The organism is Ottowia beijingensis (genome assembly GCF_042680925.1).
GTDB classification, from domain to species: Bacteria; Pseudomonadota; Gammaproteobacteria; order Burkholderiales; family Burkholderiaceae_C; genus Ottowia; species Ottowia beijingensis.
Genome location: NZ_JBHUEP010000005.1, coordinates 424,522 through 439,659, shown reverse-complemented (window position 1 = coordinate 439,659; position 15,138 = coordinate 424,522). Strand labels below are relative to the sequence as shown.

Genomic DNA, 15,138 nt, shown 5'->3' with positions numbered 1-15,138 from the left:
GCCAACAGCTCTCAAATCAAGAGCACATCAGCCGCAGTTCGATCATCACTGCGCCTCGGTGGAGGGCCCCACGCCCAGCGCCGCCCAGCCTTCATGGCCCAGCTTCTCCAGCGTGGCCATGTTGGCCTCGTAGATCGCCTCGGCCTCGGGGAAGGCTTCGACGGCGCGGTCGATGCTTTCTTCGCGGATAAGGTGCAGCGTGGGGTACGGCGCGCGGTTGGTGGCGTTGGTGATGTCATCCTCGTCGGTGCCGGCGAACTGAAAGCGCGGATGGAACGGGGCGACCTGCAGCGTGCCGTCCAGGTCCAGCGCCGTCACCACCGCGTCGGCCTCATCGAGCAGGTCGTTGAAGTCGAGGAAGTCGTCGAAGCCGCGCGGGGCGATCAGCAGCGTGGTTTCGCGCTCATCCGGGCTGGCGTCGGCCAGGGCCTGCAGCTCGGCACGCAGCATCGTCAGCAGGGCTTGGCGGTCGTCGCCCTCGCACACGGCGTAGTGAATCTGCCCCTTGGCGTGCGGCGCCTTGGCGAAGGGGCACAGGTTGAGGCCGATCACCGCGCGCTCGAGCCAGCGGCGGGTGTCGGCGATCACAGTGTCGGGCGGTACGGAAGCGGGATCACGGGCTGTGCTCATGACGGCATTGTGCCTTGGACTAGGAGTGGCATTTACTACACTAATGATAGCTGCTGACGCAACGTGGACGGGCGCCAGAGGCCGATTTCATTCATAAGACCGCAGCTGCCGCCCGATGAGCGCCGCCAGCAGCGCGCCGGCCACGCAGCAACTGGCCGTGACCACCCAGGTGTGCTGCCAGCCCCCCGCCACGCCCGCCACCCAGGCCACCAGCGGTGGGCCGCTGACCTGACCGACGGCGGAAAGCTGTTGCATCCAGCCGACTGTGGTGGCGATGGTGCGCTCGCCCGGCGCCAGTTGCGACACCAGGCCGAACAGCGTGCCGGGGATCAGCCCGCCCACGCTGGAAAACAGCAGCGCGCCCACGTAGCGCGCCACCGGCGCGTCGGCCGTGAGCGTGCCGAAGGCCAGGAAGGCGCCCAGTGCCATGGCGCCGAAGCCGCTCCACAACAACCGCTGCGGCGCCACGCCGCGGTGCAGTAGGCGCCCGGCGGCGATGTTGCCGAGCATGTTGACGGCCGCCACCAGCGCCGTCAGCACCGCACCCCGCGCGCCGCCCCAGCCGGACTGCTGGTACAGCGCCGGCAGAAAGCCGATCACCGCCAGCCACTGCGCCGAATACACGCCGAAGGTGAGCGCGCCCAGCCACGGCCCGCGCGAGCCCAGCGTGGCGGCCAGGCGCTGTGGCCAGCGCTCGCCATCGGCGGCGCGGCGCTGGTGCGCGTGCGGATCGCGCGGGACGACGGCGCGCACCCACAGCGCCATCGCCGCCGTCAGCGCCGCCGTGAGCCACCACCACGCCGGCCAGCGCCAGGTGCCGATAACCAGCGGCCCCAGCAGCAACGCCACGGCGGTGCCGAACGGCATGAAGGCGCCCCAGAAGCCGAGCATGCGCGTCATCTGCGCCGGTGCCACGGTGCGCCGCACTAGGCTGGGCGCCGGCACGGTGACCAGCAGCACGCCCACGCCCTCCACGGCGCGCAGCACCAGCAGGCTGGCGGCATCGTGCGCCCAGCCGCCGGCCAGGCCGGCCACGGTGAGCATGCCCAGCCCCGCCAGCATGCTGCGCCGCAGGCCGATGCCGTCGGCCATCAGCCCGGCGACGATGCCCAGCGCCATCGAGGCCAGCTGCACCAGCGACAGCAGGAACCCCGCCTGCACCAGCGTGATGCCCAGGTCGGCCTGCAGCGCCGGAATGGCCGGCGGCAGCTTGCCCACGTGCAGCGCGGCGCTGACGCCGGCGAGGATGACGATCCACGGCGCGTGGGGGTGCGGCTGGGACGCGGGCGACATGCTCATGAGGCGTGCCCTGCCCAGCACGCGTTGACCCAGACTGTGGGAGCGGGCTTGCCCGCGATCAGCGCGTCTCGCTCTTCAATGGCTGCCATCCCGGCCATGGCCGCTCCCACATTGAAACGCTTCATGCCAGCAGGCGCTGGCCGGTCAGCCGCTCGTGCTCGCGCAGGGCGAAGCGGTCCGTCATACCGGCGATGTAGTCGGCCACGGCGCGTTCGCGGTCGGGGCGCTCGGCGAAGCTGGGGCGCAGCTCGGCGGGCCGGTCGAGGTAGGCGGCGAACAGCTCGCGCACCACCTGCCGCGCCTGCGCGGTGGTGTCGACCACCTGCGGGTGGCGGTACAGGTTGGCGAACAGAAAGCGCTTGAGCGCGCTGGACTGCGCGCGCATCTCGGCGCTGAACTGCACCAGCCGGCCGGTACGGCGCGCATCGTCGGCGCTGCGCGGCGCGGCGGCGGCCAGCGCGGCGCCGGTGGCGTCGATCACGTCGTAGATCTGCGCCGACAGCATGCGGCGGATGGCCTCGTACAGCGTGCGGCGCTCGGCCAGCCGCGGGTATTCGGCCCGCACCGTGCGCAGGTGCCGGGCGAACAGCGGCACCTCGGCCACCTGCGTCAGCGTGAGCAAGCCCGAGCGCACGCCGTCGTCGATGTCGTGCGCGTTGTAGGCGATCTCGTCGGCCAGGTTGGCCAGTTGCGCCTCCAGGCTGGGCTGCGTGCCGTCGATGAAGCGGCGCGCCACACCGCCCGGCTCGGCCGCCTCCAGCAGGCGCGCGTTGGCGGCGGAGCAGTGCTTGAGGATGCCTTCGCGCGTCTCGAAGCTCAGGTTCAGGCCATCGTGGTCGGGGTAGCGGTGCTCCAGCCAGTCGACCACGCGCAGGCTTTGCAGGTTGTGCTCGAAGCCGCCGTGCGCAGCCATGCAGTCGTTGAGCGCATCCTGCCCGGCGTGGCCGAAGGGCGTGTGGCCGAGGTCGTGCGCCAGGGCGATGGTCTCGGTCAGGTCTTCGTTCAGCCGCAGCGAGCGGGCGATGGAGCGGGCAAGTTGCGCCACCTCCAGCGAATGCGTGAGCCGGGTGCGGAACAGGTCGCCCTCGTGGTTCAGGAACACCTGCGTTTTGTAGACCAGCCGGCGGAACGCGGTGGAGTGCACGATGCGGTCGCGGTCGCGCTGGAAGTCGTCGCGCGTGGGCGCCGGCGTGACCGGATGGCGCCGGCCGCGCGACTGGGCAGGGTCGCAGGCGTAGGGGGCCAGGGTCATGGGCGGGGCACCCGGTGCGCCTTGCGGCGGCTTGGCTGCAATGAATTTAATAGCTGTTTGCGCCTGTTATACATGGATTTCAAATGCATTCGAACCTGAAATCCTTTAAAGACGGGCGCAGGCAGCTACTTTTATTGAAGAGCCGGGTTGAACGGACATCCACGCTGCGCGCCTCATCGCCGCCGGCCCGCCCTGCCCGCTCATGCACAGCAACGGTCGATCACCTGCCGCACCAGCGCATCCGGCGCCGCACGCACAGCGGCCCGGCCCGGGCCGTCGATGACGACGAAGCGGATCTCGCCGCCCTCGGCCTTCTTGTCGACGCGCATCAGCTGCAGGTAGCGGCCGGCGTTGTCATGAGTGTCGATCACGGCGCCGCGCGTGGGCAACCCGGCGCGCTGGATCAACCGGGTGAGGCGCTGCACGAAGGCCGCATCCACCAGCCCCAACCCGCGCGACAGCTCGGCCGCCATCACCATGCCAGCGCCCACCGCCTCGCCGTGCAGCCAAGCGCCATAACCCATGCCCGCCTCGATGGCGTGGCCGAAGGTGTGGCCGAAGTTGAGGATGGCGCGCAGGCCGGCTTCGCGCTCGTCCTGGCCCACCACGTCGGCCTTGATCTGGCAGCTGCGCTTGACGGCATGCGCCAGCGCCGCGGGTTCGCACGCGCGCAGGGCGTCGATGTTCGCTTCGATCCAGTCCAGGAAGGCCATGTCGGCGATCGGCCCGTACTTGATCACCTCGGCCAGCCCCGCCGACAGCTCGCGCGGCGGCAGGGTCTTGAGCACGTCGAGATCGCACACCACCGCCAGCGGCTGGTGGAAGGCGCCGATCATGTTCTTGCCCAGCGGGTGGTTGATGGCGGTCTTGCCGCCGACCGAGGAATCGACCTGCGCCAGCAGCGTGGTCGGCACCTGCACGAAGGGCACGCCGCGCATGTAGCAGGCGGCGGCAAAGCCTGTCATGTCGCCCACCACGCCGCCGCCCAGCGCGTATAGCGTGGTCTTGCGGTCGGCGCCGCCGCCCAGCAGGGCGTCGAAGATCAGGTTGAGCGATTCCCAAGTCTTGTATTGCTCGCCATCGGGCAGCTCGATGCGCAACACCTTGGCGTGCCGCCGTGCCAGCACGCTGGCCAGCCGCTCGGCGTACAGCGGGCCGACGGTGGTGTTGGTGACGATCAGCGCCTGCGAACCCGGGCGGGCCGCCTCGTAGGCCGCCGGATCGTCCAGCAGGCCGGTGCCAATCGCAATGTCGTAACTGCGGTCGTCCAGCGGAATACGGACGCGCTCAGAAGATGAGAAACCGTGCATGTCGGCGAGTGTAGAGCCTTGGGCCCCACCCTCGCCCGCCGTTCAGGGTGCCGGTGGCGGCGGCGCAGGCGGCGGCATCAGGTCGAGCTGCATCATGATGCGATTGACCAGCATCGGCAACGACGAGCCGTGCGTATCGACGACGAAATGCGCGCACTCGCGGTACAGCGGATCGCGCTCGTCATACAAGGCCCGCAGCCGCTTGAGCGGATCGGCCACCTGCAGCAGCGGCCGCTTGGTGTCGTGCCGCAGGCGCTTGAACAGTTGCTCGGGCGACGAGCGCAGGTAGATCACCGTGCCGCGTTCACGCAGGCGCTGGCGGTTGATCGGCCGCAACACGGCGCCGCCACCGGTGGCCAGCACCTGCGACGCGCCGCCCCGGGTCAGTTCGTCGATCACCGCCTCCTCGACGTCCCGGAAAGCCGCCTCGCCATGGCTGTCGAAGTAGCTGCGAATGGTGCAGCCGAGCCGCTGCTCGATGGCCTGATCCGAATCGGCCAGCGCCAGTTGCAGTCTGCGCGACAGGGCACGCGCAATGGTGGACTTGCCACTGCCCGGCATGCCCACAAGCACGACCACGGAAAAAAGCCCCAGGCTGGCCGGGGCTTCGTTTGAAACGGCAGTTTGATTCACGATGCCGAGCCTTTCGAAAACCTGAGCGGGATGACCGCTCAGGTTCGAAAGGTTTCCCGATCATGGGCAAGTGGTGCCCACAACTTCAATGGACATCTGGCGCGTCACGGTCAGCGTGCCTTGTTTGACCGAGGCGACAAAGGTATGGACGCCACAGGCGGTTGGCGTTCCGTGGATGATGCCTGTGTCCGCAAACGTCAAGCCATTTGTGGGCCCGGGCAGCGTAAACGTCCAGGCCGGCACTTGAGCAGAGTCACCACCCGAGGTCGACAGAATGTAAGTGTAGGGCTCGTCTTTTTCAGCCTCGGGCAGCTTGCACGGCTCGTTAATCGCACCGGTGCAACCCACGATGGCCAACGGATCCAAGGGCATCGCGCCACCCAACGTGAGCGTCAGGTTGGCAGTCACGGGCTTGCCCGTTGCATCTGTCACTTGCACAGCAACCGTGTAATCGCCGGCAGGGGCTTTCGGCGTGCCGCTGATGACACCTGAAGGATTCAAGGTAAGTCCCGAAGGCAAACCACCAAGCGCGGTCCATGTGTACGGAGGCACGCCGCCCTCTGCCTGAAGTGCGTACGCATACGGCACGCCGTTTGTTGCAGACAACTCAGCATCCGCGATGGTCAATGGTGTCTGCGCAACGGCGTCGACCACGGGCACCGCCATCAGTTGCACAACAGGATCCTGGATGCCATTGCTGACGTTATTGTCGTAACGGTCGGTCATGAACTCCAGCAGAATCACGCCTTTGTTCGGGCCACTCGACAGCGAGAGCAACCCAACGCCGCCGTTGGTGCTGATGTGCAGCAGGTTGATGTAGGGCTGGCTACCGGCCATGATGCGCGCGCCCTCGGACGCTGCCGTCGGAACAATCCTCACCTGAAGGTTGGGCGCGCCGCCCGCAGGATTGGGAATGGGCTGATTGGCGTCGTCCATCACGAACGCCTGGATGCCGACGTTGTTGCGAATGCTGTTCGGGTTGAACTGCGAGCCCAGGTAGCCAGGCTGCTGGGCAATGGCGTTCACGCTGGCCGGCATGCCTGTACTGGCCCCCACCACGATATCCACCGCGGCGCTGCTCACTTGGTTATCGCGCGGATTGGTGACGGAGCACATCACACGTGCCGTACCGGCCTTGTTGCTGGCATGGAAGTGGAATGTGGCAGCTCCTGCGTTGGAGCCGAGCACGACCGAGCGATAAGCCAGCGGGTTGCCGTCGTCATCCTCATGGTCTTCGTCACCATCTAGGTAGTACAAGGCACCCGACTCGAACCCCTGCACGATGTTGCAGGCAAAGATCTCCTCGCCCCCTTGGATCGGCCTGCTGCCTTCTCGGGCTTCCACGTACAGCGTGGTCGTGTAAGGCGCGTACGCACCGATCCCGGCCGGGTAATGCTGAATATTGATCGGCAACTGCTTCTTGTCCGCGCGCAGCGTAATGCTGTATGCCTCGTGGGTATCCCCCGGGCTGCCACCACCACCGCCACACGCAGTCACCAATGCCGCAACCGCAAATCCGAGAGCCAAGCCTAGCTTTCGCATATTACCAACCTATGTATTAAAAGAAGGGCTAAAAAATCTAATCAGCGAACGGAACCGCGGTCCGAGATCATCTTGGGCGTGATGAACACCAGCATTTCCTGCTTTTCCGCCTGGCGGGTCCGCTGCTTGAACAGGTTGCCGACCACCGGAATATCACCCAGCACCGGCACCTTGTTTTCGCTCTCGCGCTCGTTCAGCTCGAAAATGCCACCGATCACCACGGTACCGCCATTTTCAACCAGCACCTGCGTCCTGACCCGCTTGGTGTTGATCGACATGCCGCCTTCCACGGGCGTGCCCGGGCTGTCCTTGTTGACGTCCAAGTCAAGAATGATGTTGCCCTCGGGGGTAATCTGAGGCGTGACTTCAAGCTTGAGAACGGCCTTGCGGAACGCGATGGAGGTGGCGCCACTCGACGTCGCCTGCTGATACGGGAACTCCGTACCCTGTTCGATCAGTGCCTTGGTCTGATCAGCGGTCACCACGCGCGGGCTCGACACCACCCGGCCCTTGCCATCGGCTTCCAATGCGGATATTTCCAGGTTCAGGAAGCGGTTAGCCGCCGAGCTGAACAACGAGATCGCAAAGTTGGTGGGCGATATGCCGCCGAGGCTTTGCGCCGGCAGATTGACCATCTGGGAAGTCAGTGTTGACAGGCCCGAAGCCTCAAACGCACCCGTTGTGGCACCGATGGCGTTGTAGTTGCCGCCAAAAGCAACCCGATTGCCCCCGCCGACGTGGTAACCAGCGTCGCCACCGCGAATGCCACGCATGTCCGCGGTACCCAGTTTGACGCCAAGCGACTTGCCGAAGGTGTCGGTCGCCTCGACGATGCGCGCCTCGATCAGCACCTGGCGCACCGGCACATCGAGCTTGGCAATCATTTCCTCGATCTGCACCAGTCGCGACGGAATGTCCGACACGAACAGTTGGTTGGTCCTGGGCTCGGCGATCACCGAGCCTCTTTGGCTCAAAAGGCTGCTTGTTCGACCGCCAGCGGCGCCCCCACCACCTCCGCTCGAACCGGTGTTGGCCGTCAGCTGCGCGGCGATTTCGGGCGCCTTGGTGTAGTTCAACTGAAAAGACTGCGTGCGCAACGGCTCCAGATCCCTAATGGCCGCTTGCGCTTCCAGTTCAGCCTTCTCCTTCGCCGCCAGTTCGTCCTTGGGCGCAATTTGCAGCACGTTGCCGCTGCGTTTCATGCCCAGATTCTTGGCTTGCAGAATGATGTCCAGGGCCTGATCCCAGGGGACGTCCTTCAGCCGCAGCGTCAGGCTGCCCTGGACCGTGTCGGAGGTGACGATGTTGAAGTTGGTGAAGTCCGCGATCACCTGCAGCAGCGAACGCACATCGATGTTCTGGAAGTTGAGCGACAGCTTTTCTCCACGGTACCCGGGCCCTTGCGTCAGCTTGTCAGGGCTGGTTTTTTGCTGCCTCACCTCGACCACGAGCTGGTTGTCGCTCTGATAGGCACTGTGCTCCCACAGGCCTTTCGGTTCGATCACCATGCGCACCCGATCACCCGACTGCACGGTGGAGATGGTCTGCACGGGCGTACCGAAATCGGTAACGTCGAGACGGCGACGCAAGCCCTCCGGCAGGCTGGTGCGCAAGAACTCGACCACCAGGTTCTGCCCTTGTTGGCGAATGTCGACACCCACCTGGTTGTTGGCCAGGTCGACGATCACGCGGCCGGCATTCTCGACGCCCCGGCGGAAATCGATGTCGCGCAGCGGAAGCGCCCCGTCGTTGCGGCTTTCCGCAAACACACTGGCGGGTGCTGCCGCAACCGCAGCGGCCGAGGCCACCGGCGCCAGCGACACCAGCAGCGAGCGGCCCTGCACCTCGGCCTGGTAGTTGGTGGGCTGGTTCAGGTTGAGCACCACGCGGGTTCGGTCGGCTGCCTGAACCACATGCGCCATGCGCAGGTTGCCCTGGTTGAGTTCCACGGCGTTGCGCTGAAGCTCGCTGCCCACGCCGGGGAAGTCCAGCGCGATGCGTGCCGGCGATTGCACGACAAAGCCCGCCGGCACCGCCGCCAGTGGCTCGCTGAGGTCGATCCTGACCACCTCGGCACCGCCCTGGATGGAGCTGCTGATCGACTGAATGCGCGGCTCGGCATGGCTCAAGCTCGCCACGCCCAGCAGAAGGACGCCAATCCCCCGAAAGCCCACACGGCGCACCATTGATTTGACCCACATCCTCATTTCGTATTCTCCTGCAGCTGCAGAGTCGTGCTGCGCTCTATCCATTCACCGGCCGCATCCTGAACGATTTCCCTCAAGGTGATATCGCTTTCCGAGATTCGCATCACACGCCCGTAGTTCTGCCCCAGGTAGTTGCCTTGGCGGACCTGGTGCAGCAGTTGATCGACCTTCACCAGTGCCACTTTCTGGCCCGCACGGTCCAAGCTGCCCACCATCGTCATGGCGTCCAGCGGATACGCCTCCAGCGGCTCCTTGCGGCGATTCAGCTCCGGGGCGACCAGGGAGGCGCTCACGCTCAATGGCCCGGTTTCGCGGCGCAACACTTGCGTCAGGCGGTCGCTGCCGAATGCATCTGCCGCTGTGCCACCGACATACGCCAGCGGCACATAGCGCGTCGGCTCGGTCAAGGGCGTGACTTTGGGAACAGTCTGGCGCCGTTGCTCCGCCATCCATTGCTGCAAGTCCTCGTGGCTGGTCGCACAGGCCGTCAACCCGCCAACCCCAGCCGCCAGCAGCATGATCCAGAAAGAACGGGTCATTTCTTGCCCTTTCCTTGGGTCTTGGACGCTGCAGCCCGCTGCGCGGCGATTTCCTCAGGATCCAGGTAACGATAGGTCTTGGCCGTTGCCTCCAAGGTCAAGGCTCCCACCTTGTCCTTGTCCGAACTCGGTGCAATCGACAGATTGTTCAGGGTCACAATGCGCGAAAGATTGGCGATATCGGCCGTGAAGGCGCCGATGTCGTGATACCGACCCGTGACCTTCAGTGCGATCGGCAATTCCGCGTAATAGTCCTTCACCACCAGCTGGCCCGGCCTGAACAGGTCGAACTGCAGGCTGCGGCCCAACCCAGCCTGGTTGATGTCGGAGAGCAAGGCATCCATTTCCGCCTTGCTGGGCAGTTGCTTTTCCAGCAGGTTCACGTACTGCATCACCTGGGCGCGCTGCTTCTTCAACTCCTCGAGGCTGACGGCGCGCTGCAGCTTCGTCTTGTAATCCGCGCGGAGCGTGACCTCTTTGGCACGCTCGCCCTCCAGCTCTTCTGCTGCACCACTCACCCAGAAATACCAAAGGGCGCCCAGCACCAGCAAAGCCACCGCCGCCAGCAGCACATACCGCGGAATCGCCGGCCACGAGGACGGGTCACGCGAATCCAGGCCACGGAACTGCGCCCCGAGATCCCGGAACGACTGGGAAACATCCATATTCTTTCGAGCCATCGTCTACCGCCCGCTCATGACTTGGCGCCGCGCGCCGCGGCCGACGCCGCAGAGGCTGCCGCCAGCGCATCGCTGGCGCGTTGCAACTGCACCCGCACCGTGAAGTTGTAGACACGGCGCTGCTCGCGCGGGCTCAGCGCGAGGTTCGAAGCCACGATCTCGATCAGTTCGGGCTTCGACACCCACTCGCTGTTGCGCGACAGGTTGCGCAGCAATTCGGACACGCGCTCGTTGGACTGCGCCACGCCCGACAGCAGCACATTCTGGTTCTCCTGCTTGATACCCTTCAGGTAGATGCCGTCCGGCAGCTGCATGACGGATTCATTGAGCAGGTGCACCGGCAGGTTGCGGTCGGCTTGGAGGTTCTCCACGGCCTGCTGCCGCGCCTTCAGGGCGGCGATCTCCTCTTGCAGCGTGGCCACCTCCTTGATTTCCTCATCCAGCTTCTTGATCTCGCTGGTCAGGAAGGCGTTGCGATCCTGCTGCGTCGATATCTCGTTCTGGTACCAGAGGTAGATGCCGCCGGCAATCAGGGCGCCCAGCACCGCCGACATGCCCAGCGATGCATTGAAAAGCTGGCGCGCCCGCTTGCGCGCCATCTCCCGGTGCGGGAGCAGGTTGATCAGTATCACCGCAGAAACCTCCGCATGGCCAGGCCACAGGCTGTCAGGTACGAAGGCGCCTCACGCAGCATCTTCTTCTCGCGCACGGCGCGCCCGACCTCCATGCCGTCGAAGGGGTTGACCACCTGGCACGGGAACGAGGTGTGCCGCGTGATGGCTTCGGTCAGGCCGGGAATGCCGGCGGTGCCGCCTGCCAGCAGGATGTAGTCGACACGGTTGTGCGGCGTGCTGGTGAAGAAGAACTTCAGCGCCCGCTCCAGTTCCTGGGCAAGCGATTCCACATAGGGCTGCAGCACCACCGTCCCGTAGTCGTCGGGCAGTTCACCGGCGCGCTTCTTGGTTTCGGCCTCGTCCTGCGTGAAGCCGTATTGGCGAACCAGCATCTGCGTCAGCTGCTCACCGCCGAACACCTGGTCGCGCTCATAGATCAGATCATCATTGCGCAGCACCTGCATGGTGGAGGTCATCGCGCCGATTTCGAACAGCGCGATCAGCGCATCGACGCCGCCACCCGGCAGGCGTCCGATCACGCGGCTGGCCGCCAGGCGCGACGCATAGCTTTCCACGTCCAGCACCACGGGCACCAGGCCGGCGGCTTCGGCCAGCCCCTGACGGTCCTCCACCTTTTCCTTGCGGGAGGCGGCAATCACCACCTCGACATCACCCGCCGACGTGGTGCTGGGGCCAACGACGCAGAAGTCCAGACTCACTTCGTCCAGTGAGAACGGGATGTACTGGTTGGCCTCGGATTCGACCTGGACCTCCATCTCCCGCTCACTCAGGCCGCCCGGTAAAATGATCTTCTTGCTGATGACCACCGACGCAGGCAGCGCCATGGCCACGTGCTTGGCTTTGGTGCCGCTTTTGCCCACGAGGCGGCGCGTCGCCTCCACGACTTCGTCGAATTTCTCGATATTGCCGTCACTGATCCAGCCGCGCTCCAGCGGCTCGATGCCACACCGCTCCAGCGTCAGATTGCCGGAACGATCCTGCCCCAGCTCCACCAGCTTGGCGCTGGAGGAACTGATGTCGAGCCCGATCATGGGCGCCGGTTGACGGCTGAACAACGACCCAGTGTTCAAGACAGTATCCCGTTACTTTTTATTGCAGAAGTCGAACACACTTAAGAATTCACTTGAATGCTAGCAGTAAGCCCCTTGTCGGGCAAAGAAAAAGCCCGTCGCAAGCTGGGCCGCTCGTTGTCAAAAACTAACGTTTGCCGACACTTGGTTACGCCGCGCAGCACGCGCCAACACCGTATCTGCCCGGCTGCTGGCGGCCCTTGGCGACTCGCGGGACAATGCGTCACCGGGTACCGGCACCGACAAATGCTACCGCTTGTGTCCTACAGACAGCAGCGAATGTCTCATGAAAGTACCCACTAACTTACCAATGTTGTCTTATGTCCACTGAAAATTCGCCCGGTGCCGTGAACAAGCGCACAAGCCCCGCCGGCTCGCGCTGGCTGGTCTGGGTTCTCAAGGGTCTGGCGTGGATGGGTGGGACGCTGCTGGCCATCGCCCTGAGCGTGGCCATGGCCGGCCTGATGGCGCTGGCCATCGCCTACCCCAACCTGCCGGATGTGTCCGAGTTGTCCAACTACCGGCCCAAGCTGCCGCTGCGCGTGTACACCGCCGAGGGCAACCTGATCAGCGAGTTCGGCGAGGAGCGCCGCAACCTCACCCCCATCCGCGAGATCCCGAAGGTGATGAAGGACGCCGTCCTGGCCATTGAGGATGCCCGCTTCTACGAGCACGGCGGGGTCGACTACGTCGGCGTGGCGCGTGCCGCGCTGGCCAACCTGGGGCGCGAAAAGGCGCAGGGCGCTTCGACCATCACGATGCAGGTCGCGCGCAACGTCTACCTGTCTTCCGAGAAAACCTACACCCGCAAGATCTACGAGGTGCTGCTGACCTTCAAGCTGGAGCACATGCTGACGAAGGATCAGATCCTCGAGATCTACATGAACCAGATCTTCCTGGGCAACCGCGCCTATGGTTTTGCCGCGGCCGCCGAAACCTATTTCGGCAAGCCGCTGAAGGACGTGACGGTGGCCGAGGCCGCCATGCTGGCCGGCATCCCCAAGTTTCCGTCCAGCGTCAACCCCATCGCCAACTTTGCACGCGCTCGTGAGCGACAGCTCCACATCATCGACCGCATGCAGGAAAACAACTTCATCACCGCCGAGCAGGCCGCCGCCGCCAAGCAGCAGGAACTGGTGATCCGCCCCAGCAGCGATGCCACCCGCGTGCACGCCGAATACGTGGCCGAGATGGTGCGGCAGATGATGTTCGCGCAGTACGGCGAAGAAACCTACAGCCGCGGCCTGAACGTCTACACCTCCATCGCCACCGACGACCAGAACGCTGCCTACGCGGCGCTGCGTCGGGGCATCCTCGACTACGACCGCCGCCAGGCCTACCGCGGCCCCGAGAAGTTCATCGATCTGCCCAAGGATGCGCAGGAGCTGGGCGAAGCGGTGGACGATGCCCTGGCCAGCCACCCCGATGCCGGCGAGCTGTTTGCAGCGGTGGTCACGCAGGCCAGCGCGCGCAAGGTCACCGTGATGCGCCGCGGCGGCGAAGTGGTCGACATCACGGGCGCAGGCCTGCGCCCGGTGTCGTCCGGCCTGGCGGCCAAGGCCGGGCCGAACATCCGCATCCGCCCCGGCGCCGTGGTGCGCGTGCTCAAGACGAGCCGCGGCGACTGGGAGCTGACGCAACTGCCCGAAGTGGAAGGCGCGCTGGTGGCCCTCGATCCGCGCAACGGCGCCGTCAAGGCGCTGGTGGGTGGCTTCGACTACGACAAGAACAAGTTCAACCACGTCACGCAGGCGTGGCGCCAGCCTGGCTCCAGCTTCAAGCCCTTCATCTACTCGGCCGCGCTCGAAAAAGGCTTCTCGCCCACCACCATGATCAACGACACGCCGCTGTTCTTCGACAGCAGCGTCACCGGCGGCCAGCCCTGGGAGCCGAAGAACTACGAAGGCGGCTTCGAAGGCCCCATGACCATGAAGCGCGGCCTGGCCCGCTCGCGCAACATGATCTCCATCCGCATCCTGCAGACCATCACGCCGCAGTACGGCCAGGAATGGGTCACGCGCTTCGGCTTCGACGCCGACAAGCACCCGCCCTACCTGACGATGGCGCTGGGCGCCGGCTCGGTCACCCCCATGCAGCTGGCCACGGGTTTTGCCGTGTTCGCCAACGGCGGCTACCGCGTCAACCCGTTCCTGATCACCCGCATCACCGACCACACCGGCCGCGTGCTGGTCGAGAGCCAGCCCGCCGGCCCCAGCGAGGCCAACCGCGCCATCGACGCGCGCAACGCCTTCATCACCCACACCATGCTCAACGACGTGGTGCGCAGCGGCACGGCGGCCAAGGCCAGCGCGGCGCTGGGCCGGCCCGACCTGGGCGGCAAGACCGGCACCACCAACGATTCGATGGACGCCTGGTTCGCCGGCTACCAGCCCACGCTGGTGGCGGCCGTGTGGATGGGCTACGACACCCCGCGCAACCTGGGCGCGCGCGAAACCGGCGGTGGCCTGAGCCTGCCGATCTGGATCAACTACATGCGCACCGCCCTCAAGGGCGTGCCGGTGGCCGAGCCGAAACCGCCCGAGGGCGTGGTGCGCGTGGGCGGCGACTGGTACTACGAGGAATACGCCCGCGGCGGCGGCATCAGCAACCTGGGCGGGGCCGGCCTGGCACCGCGGCCCGAGCCCGAACTGGCGCCCGAGAACGGCACGCCCGCGGCGTCCGAAGAACGCAACCGCATCCTCGACCTGTTCAAGAACTGATGCCGCCTGCACTTCAAAACGCGAACAACCGTCATCCCGGCGAATGCCGGGCTCCATGTGTTCTTGCACACGTCGCCTGGATTCCGGCTTTCGCCGGAATGACGAATTTCTTGCTGTTTTGATCGGGAATTGGAACGTGGTGGTGCCGCGGCCGCGGTGCTGCCGGCAGCCGTCAAATCAGAATCAGGGGAGTATCACTGCGCAACGCTTTATGGACGGGCGCTGGCCGGCAGCATATAGGGGAGTATATAGAGCGTCGGCGTTGCGCCCCGCCCTCACCCCGCGCCCGGGTCGAAGCGCAGCGCCTGCCCCGCGTGCTCGCTGGCGGCCAGCGACAGGCGCGCGAAGAACTCCTCGCCCGTCTTGGTGTCGCGCCAGGCGCCGTCGGCAAAGGTGTAGTGGTAGCCGCCCGAACGGGCCGCCAGCCACACCTCGTGCAGCGGCTTCTGCAGGTTGACGACGATCTGGCTGCCGTCCGGAAACACCATCGTGATCATCCCGCCCACGCGCTGGTTGTCGATGTCGGCGTCGGTGCTGTCGTTGAGTTCGTCGCAGCGCGATTCGATGGCGCGCAGCAGCGCCTCGGCGCGGTCCAAGTATTCCAGGTCGGTCATTACAATT

General features: G+C 65.5%; 13 protein-coding genes. 1 reads left to right on the top strand and 12 read right to left on the bottom strand.

Annotated elements, in window-relative coordinates:
* Window positions 1-45 precede the first annotated feature (45 nt).
* The 11 genes from ACFSCU_RS05445 to ACFSCU_RS05395 form a co-directional block, all read right to left on the bottom strand.
* On the bottom strand, window positions 46-630 hold the full coding sequence (locus tag ACFSCU_RS05445) for a DUF1415 domain-containing protein (protein ID WP_180550843.1): 585 nt from the start codon (window positions 628-630) through the stop codon (window positions 46-48).
* A gap of 87 nt (window positions 631-717) precedes the next feature.
* Window positions 718-1,929, bottom strand: coding sequence for an MFS transporter (locus ACFSCU_RS05440; RefSeq protein WP_377560108.1), 1,212 nt, complete (start codon window positions 1,927-1,929; stop codon window positions 718-720).
* A 121-nt stretch (window positions 1,930-2,050) separates the two neighbouring features.
* Complete coding sequence (locus ACFSCU_RS05435) at window positions 2,051-3,181, bottom strand: deoxyguanosinetriphosphate triphosphohydrolase (RefSeq protein WP_180550842.1); 1,131 nt, start codon at window positions 3,179-3,181, stop codon at window positions 2,051-2,053.
* A 200-nt stretch (window positions 3,182-3,381) separates the two neighbouring features.
* Window positions 3,382-4,491 carry a 3-dehydroquinate synthase gene (aroB, locus tag ACFSCU_RS05430; protein ID WP_180550841.1) on the bottom strand — a complete coding sequence of 370 codons (1,110 nt, stop codon included), beginning with the start codon at window positions 4,489-4,491 and terminating at the stop codon, window positions 3,382-3,384.
* Window positions 4,492-4,533: 42 nt separating this feature from the next.
* On the bottom strand, window positions 4,534-5,124 hold the full coding sequence (locus ACFSCU_RS05425) for a shikimate kinase (protein ID WP_377560107.1): 591 nt from the start codon (window positions 5,122-5,124) through the stop codon (window positions 4,534-4,536).
* A gap of 60 nt (window positions 5,125-5,184) precedes the next feature.
* Window positions 5,185-6,666, bottom strand: coding sequence for an Ig domain-containing protein (locus ACFSCU_RS05420; RefSeq protein WP_377560106.1), 1,482 nt, complete (start codon window positions 6,664-6,666; stop codon window positions 5,185-5,187).
* 41 nt (window positions 6,667-6,707) lie between these two features.
* Window positions 6,708-8,852, bottom strand: a complete 2,145-nt coding sequence (gene pilQ, locus ACFSCU_RS05415; protein WP_377560261.1) for a type IV pilus secretin PilQ — start codon at window positions 8,850-8,852, stop codon at window positions 6,708-6,710.
* A 17-nt stretch (window positions 8,853-8,869) separates the two neighbouring features.
* Complete coding sequence (locus ACFSCU_RS05410; RefSeq protein WP_377560104.1) at window positions 8,870-9,412, bottom strand: pilus assembly protein PilP; 543 nt, start codon at window positions 9,410-9,412, stop codon at window positions 8,870-8,872.
* Window positions 9,409-10,077 carry a type IV pilus inner membrane component PilO gene (locus ACFSCU_RS05405; protein WP_373368302.1) on the bottom strand — a complete coding sequence of 223 codons (669 nt, stop codon included), beginning with the start codon at window positions 10,075-10,077 and terminating at the stop codon, window positions 9,409-9,411. Before ACFSCU_RS05405 ends, ACFSCU_RS05410 begins: the two co-directional genes overlap by 4 nt.
* A 29-nt stretch (window positions 10,078-10,106) precedes the next feature.
* A complete protein-coding gene (locus ACFSCU_RS05400) occupies window positions 10,107-10,724 on the bottom strand; it encodes a PilN domain-containing protein (protein ID WP_180550839.1) in 618 nt (205 codons plus the stop codon).
* Window positions 10,721-11,758, bottom strand: a complete 1,038-nt coding sequence (locus ACFSCU_RS05395; RefSeq protein WP_180550838.1) for a pilus assembly protein PilM — start codon at window positions 11,756-11,758, stop codon at window positions 10,721-10,723. Before ACFSCU_RS05395 ends, ACFSCU_RS05400 begins: the two co-directional genes overlap by 4 nt.
* Window positions 11,759-12,117: 359 nt before the next feature.
* Here ACFSCU_RS05395 and ACFSCU_RS05390 point away from each other — a divergent pair, with 359 nt between their 5' ends.
* Window positions 12,118-14,517 (top strand): penicillin-binding protein 1A, encoded by a 2,400-nt coding sequence (locus ACFSCU_RS05390; RefSeq protein WP_377560103.1) that lies wholly within the window; start codon window positions 12,118-12,120, stop codon window positions 14,515-14,517.
* A 275-nt stretch (window positions 14,518-14,792) separates the two neighbouring features.
* Here ACFSCU_RS05390 and cyaY read toward each other — a convergent pair whose 3' ends face one another.
* Window positions 14,793-15,131 carry an iron donor protein CyaY gene (gene cyaY, locus ACFSCU_RS05385; protein WP_180550837.1) on the bottom strand — a complete coding sequence of 113 codons (339 nt, stop codon included), beginning with the start codon at window positions 15,129-15,131 and terminating at the stop codon, window positions 14,793-14,795.
* Window positions 15,132-15,138: the final 7 nt, after the last annotated feature.

Bases quoted from the DNA above. Each gene is read 5' to 3' on its own strand.
- ACFSCU_RS05405 (WP_373368302.1), bottom strand. From the start codon at position 10,077: ATGGATGTTTCCCAGTCGTTCCGGGATCTCGGGGCGCAGTTCCGTGGC.
- ACFSCU_RS05445 (WP_180550843.1), bottom strand. From the start codon at position 630: ATGAGCACAGCCCGTGATCCCGCTTCCGTACCGCCCGACACTGTGATC.
- ACFSCU_RS05420 (WP_377560106.1), bottom strand. From the start codon at position 6,666: ATGCGAAAGCTAGGCTTGGCTCTCGGATTTGCGGTTGCGGCATTGGTG.
- ACFSCU_RS05410 (WP_377560104.1), bottom strand. From the start codon at position 9,412: ATGACCCGTTCTTTCTGGATCATGCTGCTGGCGGCTGGGGTTGGCGGG.
- aroB (WP_180550841.1), bottom strand. From the start codon at position 4,491: ATGCACGGTTTCTCATCTTCTGAGCGCGTCCGTATTCCGCTGGACGAC.
- cyaY (WP_180550837.1), bottom strand. From the start codon at position 15,131: ATGACCGACCTGGAATACTTGGACCGCGCCGAGGCGCTGCTGCGCGCC.
- ACFSCU_RS05395 (WP_180550838.1), bottom strand. From the start codon at position 11,758: ATGATCGGGCTCGACATCAGTTCCTCCAGCGCCAAGCTGGTGGAGCTG.
- ACFSCU_RS05440 (WP_377560108.1), bottom strand. From the start codon at position 1,929: ATGAGCATGTCGCCCGCGTCCCAGCCGCACCCCCACGCGCCGTGGATC.
- ACFSCU_RS05435 (WP_180550842.1), bottom strand. From the start codon at position 3,181: ATGACCCTGGCCCCCTACGCCTGCGACCCTGCCCAGTCGCGCGGCCGG.
- pilQ (WP_377560261.1), bottom strand. From the start codon at position 8,852: ATGGTGCGCCGTGTGGGCTTTCGGGGGATTGGCGTCCTTCTGCTGGGC.
- ACFSCU_RS05390 (WP_377560103.1), top strand. From the start codon at position 12,118: ATGTCCACTGAAAATTCGCCCGGTGCCGTGAACAAGCGCACAAGCCCC.